General features: G+C 42.0%; 12 protein-coding genes and 3 pseudogenes. 6 read left to right on the top strand and 9 right to left on the bottom strand.

Annotation, left to right across the window (positions count from 1 at the left end):
• Positions 1-393: 393 nt before the first annotated feature.
• Positions 394-1,784, top strand: a pseudogene (gene ltrA, locus EGC82_RS09720) (group II intron reverse transcriptase/maturase).
• A 90-nt stretch (positions 1,785-1,874) separates the two neighbouring features.
• Here the strand turns inward: ltrA (EGC82_RS09720) and EGC82_RS09715 are convergent.
• Complete coding sequence (locus EGC82_RS09715; protein ID WP_124730578.1) at positions 1,875-2,315, bottom strand: hypothetical protein; 441 nt, start codon at positions 2,313-2,315, stop codon at positions 1,875-1,877.
• A gap of 66 nt (positions 2,316-2,381) precedes the next feature.
• Here EGC82_RS09715 and EGC82_RS09710 point away from each other — a divergent pair, with 66 nt between their 5' ends.
• Both EGC82_RS09710 and EGC82_RS09705 read left to right on the top strand, forming a co-directional pair.
• A complete protein-coding gene (locus EGC82_RS09710; RefSeq protein ID WP_124730577.1) occupies positions 2,382-3,272 on the top strand; it encodes a tyrosine-type recombinase/integrase in 891 nt (296 codons plus the stop codon).
• Positions 3,269-4,355 (top strand): annotated as a pseudogene (locus EGC82_RS09705) (IS91 family transposase). The gene EGC82_RS09710 and the pseudogene EGC82_RS09705 overlap by 4 nt, the downstream one beginning before the upstream one ends.
• Before the next feature lie 270 nt (positions 4,356-4,625).
• Here the strand turns inward: EGC82_RS09705 and EGC82_RS09700 are convergent.
• The 7 genes and pseudogenes from EGC82_RS09700 to ppsA form a co-directional block, all read right to left on the bottom strand.
• Positions 4,626-4,967 (bottom strand): hypothetical protein, encoded by a 342-nt coding sequence (locus EGC82_RS09700; protein ID WP_124730576.1) that lies wholly within the window; start codon positions 4,965-4,967, stop codon positions 4,626-4,628.
• 114 nt (positions 4,968-5,081) lie between these two features.
• Positions 5,082-6,371, bottom strand: a complete 1,290-nt coding sequence (gene ltrA / locus EGC82_RS09695) for a group II intron reverse transcriptase/maturase (protein ID WP_124730575.1) — start codon at positions 6,369-6,371, stop codon at positions 5,082-5,084.
• Positions 6,372-7,454: 1,083 nt separating this feature from the next.
• The gene (locus EGC82_RS09690) at positions 7,455-7,805 is read right to left on the bottom strand and encodes a hypothetical protein (protein ID WP_124730574.1); all 351 of its coding nucleotides are present in this window, start codon (positions 7,803-7,805) and stop codon (positions 7,455-7,457) included.
• Positions 7,806-8,209: 404 nt separating this feature from the next.
• A pseudogene (locus EGC82_RS21530) lies at positions 8,210-8,592 on the bottom strand (MarR family winged helix-turn-helix transcriptional regulator).
• A 152-nt stretch (positions 8,593-8,744) separates the two neighbouring features.
• On the bottom strand, positions 8,745-9,200 hold the full coding sequence (locus tag EGC82_RS09680) for a DUF1285 domain-containing protein (RefSeq protein WP_124730573.1): 456 nt from the start codon (positions 9,198-9,200) through the stop codon (positions 8,745-8,747).
• An 11-nt stretch (positions 9,201-9,211) separates the two neighbouring features.
• Positions 9,212-12,259: a D-2-hydroxyglutarate dehydrogenase YdiJ gene (ydiJ, locus tag EGC82_RS09675; protein ID WP_124732617.1), complete on the bottom strand. Its 3,048-nt coding sequence runs from the start codon at positions 12,257-12,259 to the stop codon at positions 9,212-9,214.
• Positions 12,260-12,388: 129 nt separating this feature from the next.
• The gene (ppsA, locus tag EGC82_RS09670; protein ID WP_124732616.1) at positions 12,389-14,758 is read right to left on the bottom strand and encodes a phosphoenolpyruvate synthase; all 2,370 of its coding nucleotides are present in this window, start codon (positions 14,756-14,758) and stop codon (positions 12,389-12,391) included.
• A 126-nt stretch (positions 14,759-14,884) separates the two neighbouring features.
• Here ppsA and ppsR point away from each other — a divergent pair, with 126 nt between their 5' ends.
• A complete protein-coding gene (ppsR, locus tag EGC82_RS09665; protein WP_124730572.1) occupies positions 14,885-15,697 on the top strand; it encodes a posphoenolpyruvate synthetase regulatory kinase/phosphorylase PpsR in 813 nt (270 codons plus the stop codon).
• A gap of 206 nt (positions 15,698-15,903) precedes the next feature.
• Entirely contained in the window at positions 15,904-16,968 is a 1,065-nt protein-coding gene (locus EGC82_RS09660) for a 3-deoxy-7-phosphoheptulonate synthase (RefSeq protein WP_124730571.1), read from the top strand.
• Positions 16,969-17,114: 146 nt separating this feature from the next.
• On the opposite strand, the gene EGC82_RS09655 is transcribed toward EGC82_RS09660, so the two are convergent.
• Positions 17,115-18,338, bottom strand: coding sequence for an HD-GYP domain-containing protein (locus tag EGC82_RS09655; RefSeq protein ID WP_124730570.1), 1,224 nt, complete (start codon positions 18,336-18,338; stop codon positions 17,115-17,117).
• Between the two features lie 373 nt (positions 18,339-18,711).
• On the opposite strand from EGC82_RS09655, the gene EGC82_RS09650 reads away from it, so the two are divergent.
• Positions 18,712-19,428, top strand: coding sequence for an SIMPL domain-containing protein (locus tag EGC82_RS09650; RefSeq protein WP_124730569.1), 717 nt, complete (start codon positions 18,712-18,714; stop codon positions 19,426-19,428).
• The last annotated feature ends 3 nt before the right edge of the window (positions 19,429-19,431 follow it).

The raw sequence follows: 19,431 nt of genomic DNA, 5'->3' as shown, positions 1-19,431 counted from the left end.
TGAGTTGGCAGGGTCTGCCCCGCGAAGCAAGGGTACAAGACGACGAAACCACGTGATCTAATGGCCACCGTAAATGATGCAGCAGTGCAAAGAAAGTTCATGTTCTTATCTGGGGAGATCTGCTTAACACGCGATCGGTCATTAACCAGTAAGGCTCTGGTTTATAAGTGCCTTGGCTTTTCAGCATCATCGACTGAAAAGAGCGAACTAGATGGAAACCGATAGCGCATGACGGGGCAACTCGGCATGTGATTAAGCAGAAGTCAGCAGACGGCATACGACTGCATGGATGCAGGAGGTAGAGCAATGCAGGAGCAGTTGCCGAGTAGCCCAACGCCCATCGTAATGGATGGGACATGGTGAAGGCCTGAACATTTAGAAGAAGGAGGAGTCTTGTCAAACTTGTCGATACCCACTACGTCGCCAGACGATTACTATCGGCAGCGTATTGATATGCAACCGGCCTTCAACCGCGATCTATTTCAACAACTGCTCGAACCTGAAAATCTACACCGAGCTTGGCGTCAAGTGAAAGCCAATAAAGGTGCGGCGGGCATCGATGGCATGACCATCGAAGCCTTCCCGCTCTGGATGCAACAAGGCGGCTGGCAACAGTGTAAATCTCAATTAGAGCGAGGTGAATACCAACCCTCAGCGGTCAGGCGCGTAGAGATCGACAAACCCGATGGCGGTAAACGCAAATTGGGGATCCCTAACGTCATTGACCGTGTGATACAGCAAGCCATTGCTCAAATACTCACGCCACTGTTTGACCCATTCTTCTCGACCAACAGCTTTGGCTTTAGGCCGAACAGAAATGCCAAACAAGCGGTACTGCAAGTAAGGGATATCATCAAACAAAAACGCAAATTTGCCGTCGATGTTGATCTGTCTAAGTTCTTTGACCGAGTTAATCATGATCTCTTGATGACTCAGCTAAGGAATAAAGTACAGGATAAGCGCCTATTAGCGCTTATCGGTAAGTACCTACGAGCAGGTGTGATGGTCAATGACCAATTTGAAGCAAGCTTGGAAGGTGTGCCTCAAGGCGGCCCACTCTCGCCATTACTCTCTAACATTATGTTGGATAGTCTGGATAAAGAGCTGGAAAGCCGAGAGCACAAATTCGCCCGCTACGCGGACGATTTTATCATATTGGTAAAGTCTCAACGCGCAGGCGAACGAGTACTCAAGAGCATTACTCAATACCTTGCAGCTAAGTTAAAACTGGTTGTAAATGAACAGAAAAGCCAAGTGGTTAAAGTTGCTCAAAGTAAGTTTCTTGGGTTTACATTTAACCGAGGCAAGATCCAGTGGCATGCTAAAACATTACACATTTTCAAACAAAAGATGAGACGACTAACGAACCGAAATTGGGGCGTGAGTATGAGTTATCAGCTGTTTAAAGTGCGTCACCTCTTATGAAACAAGAAGGCAAGGCTGGATCAATTACTTTGGCATCGCTAACGCTTATCAAGGGTGTGTTGCCTATTCTTTATACAGAGTGACCATTGGATCCGACGTCGTGTTCGTATGTGACTTTGGGTTGAGAAAAATGGCGTCAGTGGCGAAAACCACGGACTAAGGTACAAAACTTACTTAAACGTGGCGTCAGGATCCAAGCCGCTGTTGCTTGTGGTATCACAAGTAAAGGCCCTTGGCGTAGCTCTAAAACACCTGGGATACAGCAAGCGCTGAGTAATGAATATCTGAAGAAAGCAGGATTATATTCATTGAGAGACGGATGGATCGCAGTTCAATATCCTAACCAGAAAGCTAGTTAGGTGTTCTAAATGAACCGCCCTGTGCGGAGCCGCATGCAGGGTGGTGTGGGGGCTGGAGGCTAGATACCTCCGGCTACCCGATTAGCAGTACTACTCTGCGAGGAATATTATATTTTTATTCTCGGATTCTGCTGCTTGTAATACAGATAGAAACTCTTGTTGTATCTGTTTGCAACCTTTGCTTGAATTAATGATCTCAAGTGCGCAAGTAATAAGAGTATTTAACCCTGAACTCAGCTTTGTATCTGAATACGGACCAATTTCTATTCCAGATTTTAAACGATATAAATCTAAAATAGCTAAAATATCCGAATATTGTTCATTGTTAATATATAAAAGTAGCTTACCAACTCTACTTCTTTTAAGTTCACACAATTCTAATGACATATGCTTTGTACTGCTAACGCCCCAATCAGAGGCAATAAAATAGTTGGTTAAAATTAGCGACGCAGGAGCAAAACCAACTGTTTTTTGTCCTGCTGAATTGGCTTGTTGAACGAAGCCGCTCTGCGGCAGAAAAGATAAAAACACATCTTTAGCACCATCATAAATACTTACTAGACCCTGCCTACCTTGGCATTACCTAGGAGTATCACCATGGAAACTCATGAACAACAACGCTTTGATTTTCTTTATGAACAACATCTTACCAATCTAACGCTACAAGGCAAGCGACCCGCCACCATCGATGCGTACAGTCGCGCCGTTAGGCGCATTAGTGCTTATTTTGACTGCTGTCCTGACAACCTTTCAACCAATGATTTGAAGCGGTACTTTGCTGATTTAATTGCTTCTCACTCATGGAGTACCGTTAAACTTGACCGTAATGGGTTACAGTTTTTCTACCGGTATGTGCTTAACCAGCACTGGGAGTGGCTGAGTATTGTTAAGCCACCACAGGTCAAACGCTTACCCGATATTTTGACCCCTGCCGAAGTCTCTATCGTCATTAGTCTCACCCATAAGCTGCGATATCAAGTGTGCTTTTTAACCTTGTACAGTATGGGATTGCGCCTCGGTGAAGCCATTTCATTGCACGTTGGCGATATCGATTCAGCGTTGATGCAGGTGCATATCCGTGACGCCAAAGGCGGCAAAGACAGGCTAGTCCCTTTACCACAGCGCACACTGTTAGCGCTGCGATATTACTGGCAAACTCATCGTCATCCTCAGCTTTTATTTCCTGGTAAAGACGGTAAACCTGACTCACTAATGGACCGTGGTGGTATTCAAAAGGCCATGAAAAAAGTGATTGGCGACTGCAACATTCACAAATCTATCAGCCCGCATAATCTACGTCACAGCTATGCGACTCATCTGCTCGAACAAGGTCTCGATTTACGCTCAGTACAGCATTTACTCGGTCACAACAGCCTCAACACCACGGCAAAGTATACACGTCTCACTCAAATTACCCGTAAGAACACTGTCCTGTCAATTAACCAGCTCACTGATAATTTGGTGCTTAAGTGGGAGTGTGACATATGAAGTTTATCGATATTTTACGTGACCATCTTGATGCCTTTAATCAGACTTATGAAGGCCAAATCACAGCATCAATGCGCCAAGCGATAAATGCCATGCTCAGTTGCCGCTCTCATTCACAAAGAGCCAGCCACTGGGCTTGTCAGGGTTGCACGCATACCGCTGACTTTCCGCTGTCATGTGGGCATCGCAGCTGCCCGCAATGTCAGTACAACACCACAGCTGATTGGTTAGCCAAGCAACAGGCTAAACTCTTGCCTGTTGATTACTTTATGGTGACATTTACTTTGCCATATGAACTGCGTGTTATGGCTAGATATCAACCCGAAGCGCTCTATCCAGCCATGTTTGCCGTCGCTGCCAGTGTGCTCAAAGACTTTGCGCTTAACTCACCTAAGCTTGCCGGTGATATTGGTTTCACCGGCGTACTTCATACTCACAGCAGACGGCGTGAATTGCATCCGCACATTCACTTTATTATTCCAGCGGGCAGTTTTAACAAGAGCCAAAAGCAATGGAAAAAGAACAAAGGTAAATACCTGTTTAACGCTTTTAACCTCGCCAATGTCTGGCGCGCACGTTTGCTGGAACATTTGGCAAAGCTTAATCTCACACTACCAACCTCACTGCCCAAAAAGTGGGTAGTAGACTGCCTGCATGTGGGCAAAGGCTTGCCTGCGTTGCAGTATCTATCACGCTATCTTTATCGTGGCGTACTGCCCGATAAAAGCATCGTCAGTCTTGTCGATGGTCAAGTGGGTTTCGAGTATGAAGACAGCCAAACAAAGTCGACAAAAGTACGCACCTTACCCGCCATAGAATTTCTCTGGTTAATACTGCAACACGTATTACCGAAGGGATTAAGGCGAGTCCGTGACTCTAGTAACAAACAGTGGATTACTCAGAGGTAACGCCAAAAAGCTCAGGCTACAAATACAGCTTATGCTGGCAGTTGCAGGGGCCGTGTTTCCAATCATTCCTGAGATAAAGCGCAGATTAGCGACGCGCAGTTGCCCCTGTTGCCAGCAACCAATGCGCTTTATGGGCATAGTGAAACGACCGACAAATTTACGGCTCATAACCTAATGCTGGAAAATAATAAGGATAATGGCTTAACTGAATACCGTGGAGGATTAATTTAACGCACTGAAATTAAGAGAGTTAAATAATTAGCAAATGAGCTAAGGGAACTTGCTGACTACAGAAAAGTTACCCGATAACCATCACATCAAACAGCGCGTTTTCTCGAGCTGTTATTTACATAATAAAGAGTCACTCTGAGGGTGTTCGGGCTTGTTCAACACTTGGGATAAGGACGCGGCTTCGCGCGGCCTATCCTTATTAGTTATGTGTAATTTACAAGGCAACTGATTCTAAATTTAATTTACCATTGTTGTATATTGTTAATTGATCTTGAAAATCCATACCGTTAGTTACATAGCCAAGTTCTTCTGCTTTTTTACCATCCCATAAAACTCTGTAACCAGCGTCTCCATTAACTTTAAAAGTACATTTTGTATTTGTTTTAGGTAACAATTGAGACCTAATACAAGGCTCACCTCTAATACTTATTTCAAGATTTGTAACAATCACATCAGAACTATTAGTTATTGTTAATACCGCTGTATTTTTGGGTACTATAAAATAAATTAATAATAAGATGCCTATAAATAGACTCGATAATATCAGTTTCATCATTTACACAATCGTGGTAGAGCGGGCCATTACTGACCCGACCCCACACAGATCCGAACGTGCGGAACTACCGCATCCGGCTCTTCAGTTATATATTCACTCGTGTAAAACACGATCCTAGTACCAATCAATCAACACCAAACGCTTGTTGACCTTTGGACTCTCAATTCTAAAATACTCTAACATCTTCTTGAAATTACTCCAGTTATAACTTCGCCGTCCACTACGCCTATTCAACCATTTGTACAAGTTATGCAGAACATAATCGTATAAGTAGCTCAGGCTTCGGCTGTTGTCGGGAAGACCAAAATAGTTTCTAAACCCTGTTAATTTACGTTTTAACTGCGGAAGCCAAATACTCAGTTTTAATGAGCGCTTGGCTTTAATCCATTGATAATACTCGCTCAACGTCGCCTTCTGCTTCTTCACAGCGGTTCGTCGTCTGAGTCTTGCTTTACCTTTCGAATCTCTGCCCCAGTAAAACTCAAATCCAAGAAATACAAAATGACGTTTTCGCCCAATATGAAAGCGGCTAAATCGCATCAATGATGTTTTATCTTCTGCGACGTCTAGGTTGAATTTCTTTAATCGTTTCGGCAAAACCTTATAAAAGCGTTCAGCATCATGTGCAAACTGAAACGCACAAACAAAATCATCCGCATAACGGATCATCATTGCTCGGCCTTTCATCCTTGGCTTCACTTTCTTTTCAAACCAAAGGTCTAGCGCATAATGCAAATAAATATTAGCTAACACAGGGCTGATAATGCCACCTTGTGGGCTACCACTTAATGGCTTAGTAAAGACACCATCAGGGGATTTTATTCGTGCTTTTAACCATTGGTTTATTAAATTAAGTATCGCCTTGTCATCAATTCGTTGCTCGAGCATAGCCATCAGCCATTCGTGATCAAGGTTGTCAAAGAAGCCTTTAATATCAGCTTCAACAATATAACCATAACCTTTAAATTGCAGATTGAGCGTTAAACTATGCACCGCTTGATGCGCACTTTTATTCGGTCGATAACCATAGCTATTACGCAAAAAGTCTTGTTCCCAGATGCTTTGCAGGATCTGACTGACACTTTGTTGCACTAGCTTGTCATCTACCGTTGGTAGGCCTAAAGGGCGTAATTTACCGTTCGATTTAGGAATGAAGATCCGTTTGATGTCATTAACTCGATAACATTTCTGTTTGAGTTGCTGACCTAAACGGTCGATATTTTCTATCAGCTTATCTCGGTACTTAGGCATGGTAATGCCATCGATACCTGGCTTCGCTTGCTTATTGAGTTGCCCCCAGCTTTGATACAGGCTGTCAGTATTTAGTAGTCCATATAAATTCTGAAACCTGTGCTTGGGGTGGGTTTGTGCTTTAAATGCGATGGCATTAAGTGTGGTTATCATAGTGTCCCCAGCCCTACTTTGTCCGGACTATGTCTCTGCTTAATACCTAATATAACTGTCAGCTCCTTTGCCATGTACAAGGCTTTCCCTTGCTCAGACTACTACGGGCTGATCTGACTTCCAAAGGGTCATCGTTCGCCTCGCTTTTAACTAGACTTCTCTACCATCGTCCTGATGGAACACCTTTGGATCTCTCAAGTTCCTGAAGCATCTCTTTATGCATGCCACGGCTTGATAACTCCGCTGACTCGCCACAACCTCACCCTTCATTTACATGAATAACGGCTGCTTTGCATGGACTTCGATGGCGTTACAAACCTCGTCAGTCAGTTCTAGTATTTATCGGAGCGATACCAGCACTTCAGGGCCACGACAGCCCCTATGGCCTACATAATTCTCTGTGTACGCTTCACCAATATTGTTCGCGTGATGCAGTCCTCACTGCTGAAAAGCATCTGCTAATCTCACACTCCGCCAAAGGTGCAACACTCGATACAGGTGGTTGGTTAAACCTTACCTGACAGGGACTTACACCCTGCAAGATGCATCAAGCTTTGCTTGACGCACTAACGCCGCCATAAGCGGACTAAAATTGTTGGCTATAATGTGTAGCGAAGCGAAACTAAGCCAACTGTTTTAGTTCCGTTTAATGGCCTTGTTAACTGCCTTTTTGGACAACATTACTGCCAGCACTAACTTGCTGATATTCGGTAACTTTACATTCTTTAGCGTTCAGAAACTAGTTCAATATTTTGAAAATATGACACATTCAATATTTAACAATCAGAAACTAAAAACAGAATTTCCGCTAGTGACCAAAACCAAGAAAAACGGAGCCTTAATCTACTTTGCATTCCGATATTAAAATTTACACTGGCGACTGTTAGTAAATAGTCTGCTTCAACGGAATGGGCGTATTTAGAAAAACCACAACGCACCAATTTACGAACGAAACACAATTCACTGAAACTCAAATACACAATTCAAAAACTAATACGTGCTATAGATTAGAGGCATTTAACGCCCAAATAACAGGCTAAAAATAGTGGGCTAAAATGGAGCGAAGCGAACAGCCCGCTGTTTTTAGTCCTTGTTTATTTGCTTGTTAGAGCTACTTACCAACACTGCAAATTTACCAGTTACTCTTTGTCCTTTCTGTTTAGAACAGATAAAAGAATATAAGGGATAAGAAATAGCCGAACTTATAAAGCTACTAAGGAAAAAGCCAACAAGCATATAAACAGCCATCCAAGTATTTAATGTTGATTCATTAATACCGGGTTCGGTTGTTGTAATAACTATTGTGCGAAGAAATACAGTTACGATAATTGCAAAGGTAAAACAAATTATCGAAGCTATTTTCATATAAGAAATAAAGCTCAGTTGAACCCTAGCTTCATAACCATATATTTCATTCAATTCCCTAGAATCCATCACCATCCTCTTGGTAGCTCTAACAGCTTATTCAACGGCTCGCCCAATAAAGCCGGCCGTTTAAGTTATTGATTAATATCATCCTACATTCTCTATCTCATTGATGTAAAGCCATTTAATGAAACGTAACCTCTGAGATAAAACTTCGATTGCGCGTTAAAAGTGCCAAAATTAAATACTAAAAAAATTAATCACCTAATATCAATAGATTAGATTTTATCTATTTATTCATCTCTAGCACTTTAGATTGCTTTTTGTACACGTTTTATTGTAATTCATTCAAAATCCATTATAACTGTATGGATGTACAGTACAGGTAACGTAAAGGGGGAAGTGATGGCGGGATCGGGATATACAGAGCAAACTATCTCCAAAACTCTCTTGGTAGCCGCTGCAATTAAATCTTATTGGCTAAATCGATTAATTTTATTCAACAAACGCATAAATTCATCCTGTTCAGCATGATTTAGCGCAGTTTAAAAGCGTTCATTTACCTACTCGGCTTCGTGTACTAAGTCTTGCTATAGTGCTTTACTGTTGTCAGTTGAAAAGCCCGACGATTGTCGGCCTCTTAATGGCAGGTAATAAACCCTTGAATTTGTAGATTGTCCAAAAGGCGCGTCATGGTGTAGTAGGCTATATCACAACGTTTAGATAACTCAGTTTTGCTCAAGCCTTCTTCTTGCCATAGTGCAAACAATATCGGCCAAAGTTTACAGTCCAACTCATAACGCTTTAAATGTGCATCGAGCTCTTGCTGTAAGGCAATATTAAGATGAGAAATCAGCTAACTTAAACTTTCAAAGCGTTTCAAATGATACCTCCTACATCGTCAGTGAGATAAATTGACTGTGTTAAAAAATACTAAGCCTACACTGAAATTCAGCCACACTTGAACAAATTTTAGATGACTATCTCTACAGGTTAAGAAAAGCTCTTTTAGTCAAAAGATAAGTACTGATTAATGTAACGATAATAGCAGGCTCGGTTTAATTGCCCTACCAAGCCCCGAACTAACGGTGCATAAATTCCCTCGTCTGTGACGATAATACCACTCGCGTCAATTGCCGGTAGTTGTGTGCCTATGCTGCTTGTAAAGACCAATTGAGTTAGCTTGTTCGCGGTTGCATCAATAACGTTTGCTTGGTAATCCACCAGCAATAAAGGGTAAGCTTCAACTGTTACTTTGACCTTTTCGACTGGTGTTATCAAAAAATACTCTGCATCAATACAATGCAAAATACTACTGAACAGGGAAGCAAACTTTGCAGGCAACGGACTGCCTAAATACAACCAATCACCATTGGCTTGAATATGAAACAGCGCATCATCACTGCACAATGCCATACCATCTGGCTGGATAAACGAACTTAATGCTGCTGTTTCATCTGTCATTATACTTATCCTTATGCCAGCAACTTAAGTAATGCTTCTATTGGATGTTGCGGTTTAAAACCAGCAAAACGTTTCACCTGGCTACGACAAGAATAACCTGATACCAATACCTGGCTGTGTTCAGCAATTTTTTCAATGCTGGGCTGCCAAGACATTTCAAACAGTTTTTCTGAACGTTCAAGATTTTCAAGTTCATGACCATAAGTGCCAGCCATACCACAACACCCCAAATTAACACTGTTCAACTTAGCGCCAAAATGACTAAAAATAGCTTTCCATTCATTCGCTGTATTTGGCTTGGCTGTAGATTCGGTGCAGTGACTAAACCAGGTATATTGTGGAGCATCTTTTGCTAACACTGGCGCTTCACATCGGCTAGCGACAACATCTGTTAACCATTCATTGGCTAATAACACCTCAAATGGACCACGGCGCTGACCTAATGCTTCTTTATATTCATCGCGATAACACAATACCAATGCTGGATCGATACCGACCATCGGCATACCAAGAGCATAAACAAGATTTAAGAAATCAGCACTGTTTTGTGCGGTCTTAGCAAACTTGTCTAAAAAACCTTTAATATGCGTCGGTTTACCATTAGGTTTAAACGGTAATAATATTGGTTTAAAGCCGAGCTTTTCGATTAACTGAATAAACCGATAAACTAATTCAGCGTCATAAAAGCTATTAAACGGGTCTTGTACTACCAGCACATATTGGCTGCGCTGATTTTCTGGGATGGTATACAAGGAATCTAAATCGTATCCACGGCTTGAATGACCGTCTAAACGCTGCTTAAGTGTTGGAACAGATAATTTTGGTGCATCGACATAACCAATGGCTTTTTTAATCACCCATTGACTCAGTGGATTTTGCGAGGCTAAGTTAGTTAATTTTGGCATTGCCGCCATCAGTGGCAATGAGTCTTCAATACCTGCCACTAAATAATCTTTTGCAGGCCGTAAATAACGTTTGTAATATATATTAAAAAATTGTGCTCTAAATTTGGGTACATCAACTTTAACCGGGCATTGACCAGAGCACGCTTTGCAGGCCAGGCAACCTTTAAGCGACTCCATCACTTCGTGTGAGTAGTCATAGTCGCGTTCGTTGTTGATGGTATTCTGAATCCGTTGCATCCACCCTAACGGTTTAGATTTTGCTAACGCGTCAACATCAACACCCTCAGCTTCAAGTAAGCGCAACCATTCACGCATTAAACCAGCACGGCCTTTAGGTGATTGCACTCTGTCACCAGTGACTTTAAACGACGGACACATTGGTGAATAACTGCTGTAATTAAAACATAAGCCATTGCCATTACAGTTCATTACATCAGGAAAAGCATTACGCACTTGCACAGGAATTTGCCGGTCGAAACTGCCGCGTTTGGCGCTGTCGACATTAAACATTAATGGGCCTGACTTTGGCGGCGCCACTAACTTGCCAGGATTAAGGCGGTTATCTGGATCAAACCAACCTTTAATTTGCTCAAGTACACCATAAAGCTCATCACCAAATACCGCTGGTCCGTATTCACCACGAACCCCTTTACCGTGTTCGCCCCACATTAAGCCGCCATACTTAAGCGTTAATGCGGCAACTTGATCTGATATCACTTTCAGTAATTGCTCGTCGGCAACATCACACATATCTAATGCGGGTCGCACGTGCAACACACCAGCATCCACATGACCAAACATACCGTATTGCAAATTATGGCTATCGAGCAGCGCACGAAACTCCATAATATAGTCGGCTAGATTTTCTGGCGGTACCGCAGTATCTTCAGCAAACGCTAACGGTTTACGCGTGCCTTTGGTGGCGCCTAATAAGCCAACGGCCTTTTTGCGCATGGCATAAATACTGTCAATATCATTTCTGTCGGTAATAATTTGAAAACCGACTAAGCCAACTTGCGGTTGTTTGAGTTGGCCACTGAGCATCTCTTCTAGTAACACAACCTTATGTTTTACATCAACATCTTCGCCAGCAAACTCAACCATATTAAGACCTTCAATAATCTTATTAGGTACGGCTTTAATTTGATCGGCAACCGAGTGCCAAATAATATCTTCGCGCGCAAGGTTAAGCACTTTAGAGTCTACGGTTTCAACAACGGTGGCATTGGCTTGTACTAATGATGGAGCATGACGTAATGCTGATTCAAATGAATCATATTTGATGTTGACCATCATGCGGGTTTTCGGCAATGGAGTCAGGTTTAGCTTGGTTTCGGTGATCACCGCAAGCGTACCTTCTGAGCCCGTTAAAATACGCGACAAATCAAACTGACTCAGGTCATCGTTCCACACATGTTTTAAATCATAACCGGTTAAAAAGCGGTTCAATTTAGGGAAGCGATCAATAATAGTGTCACGTTGTTGTAAGCAAATAGCCGCCACTTGGCTGGCGATACTATTGCCAAGTAAATTAGTGCCAAAAGGTTGTTGGTCAACCTTGTCATGATTAATCGGCATTGTGGTCAATACACTGCCATCGATGAGTACACTGGTTAGCCCTAACACGTGATCCGAGGTTTTGCCGTAAACCAGTGAGCCAGCACCAGAGGCATCGGTATTGACCATGCCGCCAACGGTAGCGCGATTAGACGTAGATAAATCTGGACTGAAGAAAAAACCATGTGGGCGTAATGCATCATTTAGCGCATCTTTTACCACACCAGCCTGTACCCTCGCCCATCCCTCTTTGGCATTAATCTCCAGCACTTGGTTTAAGTGGCGTGACACATCTAAAATTAATCCGTGAGTTAATGACTGGGCATTCGTGCCGGTACCGCCGCCGCGTGCACTAAAAGTGACTTGTTTGTATTGCGGTTGCGCTGCTAACGATAACACCAGCTCAACATCTTGTTGATGCAGCGGGTAAATCACCGCTTGTGGTAAGAATTGGTATACCGAGTTATCGGTTGCCTGAATAAGCCGCGCACTGTAACGCTTGTCTATTTCACCTTCAAACTCGCTTTGCTCAAGCGCGTCAAGATACTCAAGGTAGATAGGTTCTAATGTTTGTTTATGTGATAGCAAAGGTAACATAGAGGACTTATTATTTATTGGCACGTTATAGCCATTATAAACAAAAAAAAGCCGCTAAAAAGCGGCTTTTCTAACTACTTGATAAAAAGTACAGGTTTGAGACTAAAACACCTGTAATTTCAATGAAAGTTATGCGTTATCTTTGGCTAAATATAACCAAGTATCAATCACGGTGTCAGGGTTAAGTGACACGCTATCGATACCTTGTTCAACTAACCAAGATGCAAAATCAGCATGGTCCGATGGGCCTTGTCCACAAATACCAACATAAGCGCCTTTGGCTTTAGCCGCTTTAATGGCCATAGACAATAATGCTTTAACGGCATCATTACGCTCATCAAACAAGTGACTGATAATACCTGAGTCACGATCAAGGCCTAGTGTTAACTGAGTTAAGTCATTTGAGCCGATAGAGAAACCATCAAAATGCTCAAGGAACTGGTCTGCTAACAAAGCATTCGACGGTAGTTCACACATCATAATGACGCGTAAACCATCTTTACCGCGCTCTAGACCTTGCTCTTTGAGTAATTCAATCACCTGAGATGCTTCACTTACGGTACGAACAAATGGGATCATCACTTCAACGTTAGTTAAGCCCATTTTGTTTCGAACGCGTTTAATCGCTTCACATTCAAGCGCGAAACAATCGCGGAATGCTTCAGAGATATAACGGCTAGCACCACGGAAACCCAGCATTGGGTTTTCTTCGTCTGGCTCGTAGCGATCACCACCGACTAAGTTTGCATACTCGTTTGACTTAAAGTCTGACATACGCACGATGACTTTTTTCGGATAAAACGCCGATGCGATAGTAGCAATACCTTCAACAAGACGCGCAATGTAGAACTCAACAGGTGAGTCGTAACCCGCGATCATTTCGTTTATTTCAGTTTGCAGCTCAGCAGTTTGACCATTAAAATCAAGCAACGCTTTAGGATGAATACCAATCATGCGGTTTATGATGAACTCTAAACGCGCTAAACCAACACCTTCGTTAGGTAAACGAGCAAAATCAAATGCACGATCAGGGTTACCGACGTTCATCATAATTTTCATTGGTAAAGGCGGTAATGTATCAACACGGTTAGTGATGATTTCAAACTCTTGGGTACCAGAGTAAATTAAACCGGTATCACCTTCTGCACAAGATACAGTAACAATGTCGCCGGTTTTAATACGGTCAGTCACATCACCACAACCGACAACAGCCGGTACACCTAGTTCGCGTGCAATAATCGCAGCATGGCAAGTACGGCCACCACGGTTAGTCACAATCGCACTAGCGCGTTTCATAATAGGTTCCCAATCCGGGTCTGTCATGTCAGTCACCAGTACATCACCAGGCTTAATTTGGTCCATCTGATCAATCGAGGTTAATACCTTGGCAACGCCGGTACCAATCTTGTGGCCAATAGCACGGCCTTCACAGATTACGTCACCTTTAGTTTTTAAATGATAACGTTCAATTAACTGCACGTCTTCACGACTACGGACAGTTTCAGGACGAGCTTGAACAATATACAACTTACCGTCGTTACCGTCTTTTGCCCATTCTATATCCATCGCACGGCCATAATGCTTTTCAATAACCACGGCTTGTTTAGCAAGCTCCATGACTTCTTCATCATTAATAGAAAACATGCGACGCTGCTCAGCAGCAACATCTTCAATTTTAACTTGCTTGCCATGAGCCGCATCATCAGAGTAAACCATCTGAATCAACTTACTGCCGATATTACGACGCACAACGGCCTGATGCCCTTGCGCTAAAATCGGTTTGTGCACATAGAATTCATCTGGATTAACAGCACCCTGTACAACCATTTCACCTAAGCCAAAAGATGAAGTGATAAATACAACGTCATTGTTACCTGATTCAGTGTCCATGGTAAACATGACACCAGAAGCGGCTTTGTCTGAACGTACCATACGTTGTACGCCAGCAGATAAAGCAACGCCTTGATGTTCGTAACCTTGATGAACACGATAAGAAATTGCACGGTCGTTAAACAATGATGCATAGACATGCTTAATCGCTAGCATGACGGCATCAAAGCCTTTAACGTTTAAAAATGTTTCTTGTTGGCCAGCAAAAGATGCATCTGGCATATCTTCAGCTGTAGCTGATGAACGCACTGCAAATGATGCCTCTTTAGTTTCGCTCGACAATTGCTCGTAAGCTTCTCGAATAGCGACTTCTAATGCTGGTTGAAAAGGGGTATCGATAACCCATTGTCTGATCTGAGCACCTACTTTTGCCAGTTCATTGACATCATCAACATCCAATGTCGCCAGAATGTCGAAAATCTTCTGGTTAACTCCGCTTTGTTCAAGGAACTCATTGAACGCATGCGAGGTTGTTGCAAAACCGCCAGGAACTTGAACCCCTGCATTAGCCAGATTGCTGATCATCTCTCCAAGGGATGCGTTTTTTCCGCCAACCTTGTCTACATCACCCATGCCTAATTCTTGATACCAGAGTACGTATTGCTGCACAGTTTTATCTCCGCAAGTTTTTATTTCAGTGGCCACTTCACACGAGGGCAATAGCATCTTACACTCCCATACAAGACGCGTAAATCTATAATTTTATTTGTAATTTTATTACTACAAGAGGTCAGAATGACACCAAAAGTATTCTACATTTCAGATGGGACCGCGATCACAGCAGAGGTTTTTGGTCATGCCGTACTATCGCAATTTCCTATAGAATTTGAAGCACTTACGATTCCATTTGTGGAAACAATTCAAAAAGCCCAAAAAGTTAAGCAACAAATAAATGATTGTTTTATTACAACAGGCGAAAGACCACTTGTGTTCCACTCGATCATTAATCCAGAAATTCGCAATGTGATTTTTTCGAGTGAATGTGTTGATTACGACTTTTTGAACACCTTTGTTGCGCCACTCGAACAACACTTAGGTGTGCAAGCTAAACCTTTATTGCACAGAACTCATGGTAAAAGTAACCACGGTTACGAAACCCGTATAGATGCAATTAACTACACTATGGAAAATGATGACGGTCAAACCATGAAACATATGGATAAAGCCGACATTATTTTATTAGGCGTGTCGCGTTGCGGTAAAACCCCATCAAGCTTATATCTGTCAATGCAGTTTGGTATAAAGGCGGCAAACTACCCTTTTACTGAAGATGACATGGACAATCTGCATTTGCCTGAAGCATTGAAGCGCAATAAGTCTAAATTATTTGGCTTAACAATAGACCCGCATCGCTTACATGAAATTCGTCAAAGTCGCATGGAAAACAGCCGTTATTCATCATTAAGACAGTGTCGACTTGAAGTAAAAGAAGTCGAGATGATGTATAAAAAAGAGCGTATTCCGTTTGTGAATACCACGAATCATTCGGTTGAAGAAATTGCCACAAAAATTCTCGATATGACCGGTTTAGAACGCCATATGTTCTAATTTATAAACAATCATTTTTGACCTGAAATAGAATAAAAAACCTGCAAAAGACGAACTTAACCTAGGTTGATTCGTCTTTGTCTTTTACGGCAATCTGTTTTTTAACCGATAGAATCCGAGGCTAAGCCTCGCATCTTGAACTTCTTTGGGTATATAATCTCAGACAATATGATGCAGATGCATCTCACGATTTCTCGGTAATATGCATGACAATTAAAACAGATGAACTACGAACTACCCTTTTAAGCAAAGTCATTTCACCCGCTCAGCTGGCATCAGAATACCCTTTGACTCAAGATGCAGCAGATTATCTTGTCGCCCAGCGCCGAGAAGTTGAAGCGATTATTGCCGGCGAAGACCAACGCTTATTAGTGATTATTGGACCGTGCTCAATCCATGACACTAAAGCCGCACTCGAATATGCAGAGCGCTTATCGGCATTACACCACGAGTTAAAAGATGACTTATGCATTTTAATGCGTGTCTACTTTGAAAAACCTCGTACTATTGTTGGTTGGAAAGGATTAATTTCTGATCCCGATTTAGACGGCAGTTTTAGCCCAAATAAAGGCTTGCGCATGGCGCGTCAGTTATTACAACAAATCACTGAACTCAAGTTACCTATTGCCACGGAATTTTTAGACATGGTGAACGGTCAGTACATTGCAGACCTTATTACCTGGGGCGCCATTGGTGCTCGCACTACAGAAAGTCAAATTCACCGTGAAATGGCTTCTGCTTTATCTTGTCCTGTTGGTTTTAAAAATGGTACTGATGGCAATATCAATATCGCAGTTGATGCTGTTCGCGCAGCACAAGCACCGCATATTTTTTATTCCCCAGATAAAGATGGCGCTATGGCGGTTTATCGTACTCATGGCAACCCATTTGGGCATATTATTTTACGTGGTGGTAAAACGCCTAATTATTCAGCCGATGATATTGAAGTCGCGCGTGCCCAGCTTGAACAAGTTGGCGTAACACAACGCATGGTGGTTGATTTTAGCCATGGCAATAGTGAAAAGCAGCACAAAAACCAATTGAATGTTGCCGATAGCATCATCGCGCAGCTACGCAGTGGTAGTACCGCCATTGCCGGGATTATGGCAGAAAGCTTTATGATTGAAGGTAATCAGAAAGTCGTTAAAGGCGAGCCTTTAGTTTATGGCCAAAGTATTACCGATGCCTGTTTACATTGGGCTGACTCTGAAAAACTGTTGCGCGATTTAGCTCAAGCATCGAAAGAACGTAAAGCATTACTTGCAAAATAACCGCTAACGATCTTATTTACAGTGAAATAGCTTTTAACAATACCAGTCATTTATGACTGGTATTGTCATTTATAACCATTCATTTATAACCCTTCTGTTCTCGCTATTCAGTCCTCGCTATTCGTGAATTAGCCTAAACAATAAGCTTAAATGTCTTCCTGTAAAGACGCTTTTGATAACACGCCAAATTGTTCACTAATCACTAAAAAACTGTCGACCAATTTAGGGTCAAAGTGTTTACCTCTGCCTTCAATAATAAGCATCATCGCTTCTTCATGGCTAAAAGGCCTCTTATAACATCTTGGTGATGTTAACGCGTCATAAACATCGACAAGGGCAACAATTCTAGCCGACAAGGGAATAGACTCCCCGATTAACCCAACAGGGTAACCACTACCATCCCATTTTTCATGGTGAGCGCCTGCAATATCTCGTCCCATTCGAATAAAGGAACACTGAGGCGCATAGGCCAATAAACTATTAAGCACTTTTTCTCCAATCACAGGATGAGCCTTAATCTGTTCAAACTCTTCTGCTGTAAGGCGTCCAGGTTTTAATAGAATATTATCTGCAATACCCACTTTACCAATATCATGCAAAATGGCTGAAAGACTGATATCTTGAATAAAAGCTTCGGTTAACTCTTCGGGAACATGTTCATCGGTTAGTCTTTGTCTGGCCAACATATTGGCATACTGCTGCATTCTAATAAGATGCGCGCCGGTTTCATTATCACGGTATTCAGCCAATTTCGCTAACCCCATGACGGTCGCTTTACGTGACGCTAAGGTAGACTCTAAAGAGTGGGTTAGTTTACCCAATAAATATGACGTAGACTGAGTAACAATCGCATTTGTTACGAGAAAGTTAATCACTACGACATACCAAATTAAAGTCGAAAACCCGCTTATATTCGGCCAATCAACAAATTGGTAATGATAGGCAAGACCAATTAACAATAACGAAACCCCATTGGTTATTTGGGCCACTATCGCCATTTTCTCACCGAGCAAAATACTGCACAGAGGTGGAAATACAAATAGCCAAAAAAAACCAGCACCGGATGGGCCAATAGCAAGTAAAAAACCAATGCCAATACCAAATGAAAGATAGCAACCAATGGTAAACTTTTGTTTGTCGCTAATAGCAGGATAATACAAAATAAATAATAATATCGCGTAAGCTGCAGTATCAAATACAGCCATACCCCACAGGTTTTTAACCATACACAAATAAACGCTGGTGATATAAAGCGGAATAGATAACAACGCTAACACGCTAAACAGTCGCTTAAAAATAACTCGACGCCATGTTGGTAACGCATCATCAAAACCATCAAGAATAAGCTGTGCAGTTACACGAGAAGACATATTAATTCCTTTTAAAATGGCGTATTTCAAGCAGTATTGAATTTTATTCACGACGTAAACTAACTAATTTAAAACTAGATTAAACTCATTAGTACAACATACTTAAGCAGTATGTTGTCATCATCAGTATTGTTGCTGGACGAGCATTACGCAAAACTAGGATTAAAAATAATCCATAAAACCTACATTTGGTCCATATTCGATTATGATTGTCACTAAATAAGATGCTTATCTTTGTTGATAACGCATAATATCAACCATAATGATGAAGTTTCATGACTGGCCGAGACTCTAATTAAGACATAGTAACAAATAGTTGCATTAGGCTCAGTCCCAAATTAATCATTCCCCCCCTATTGATAAGGATATTGTTATGCCAAGTTCGTCTCGTAGTGCTGCTATTTTCGGAATATTAATGGCTTTGGGCTTAGGAGCATTGGGCATGTTGCTTAAGCAAGCCATTGTTGAGTATAAGTTACTCGACCGCAGTGTCACGGTTAAAGGCTTGGCAGAAAATGAATATCCTGCCGACATTGTCATTTGGCCTATTCAGTTTACAGCGGCTAATAATAATCTCGACGAACTCTACAAACAGCTTGAAGCACAAAACAACCAAGTGGTGAACTTTTTAGCTGAACAGCATATCGATCCAAAAGAAATCACCCTCACCGCGCCCACTATTACCGATAAATTGGCGCAACAATATGGTGGTAATCAACCAATAGAATTACGCTATACCGCGATACAAACCATTACGGTATATTCCAATGACATCGACAAAGTACGTGATGCAATGCCTAAATTAACTGAGCTAGGAAGAATGGGCATCGTTTTCGCTCAAAATAACTATGATGCTCAGGTCGAGTATATTTTTAGCCGATTAAATGACGTAAAACCTAAAATGATTGAAGAGTCGACCACTAATGCACGCTCTGTTGCTGAAAAGTTTGCCAAGGACTCACAAAGCCGCTTAGGGAAAATAAAAAAAGCCACACAGGGTCAATTTAGCATTAATAATAGAGATAAGAATACGCCCTACATCAAGCAGGTACGTGTGGTATCAACCATCGAATATTATTTAGCGGATTAATAA

Source organism: Shewanella livingstonensis (assembly GCF_003855395.1).
Lineage (GTDB): Bacteria > Pseudomonadota > Gammaproteobacteria > Enterobacterales > Shewanellaceae > Shewanella > Shewanella livingstonensis.
Note: the sequence above shows the minus strand (reverse complement) of the source record. Positions and strands in the feature narration are given on the sequence as shown.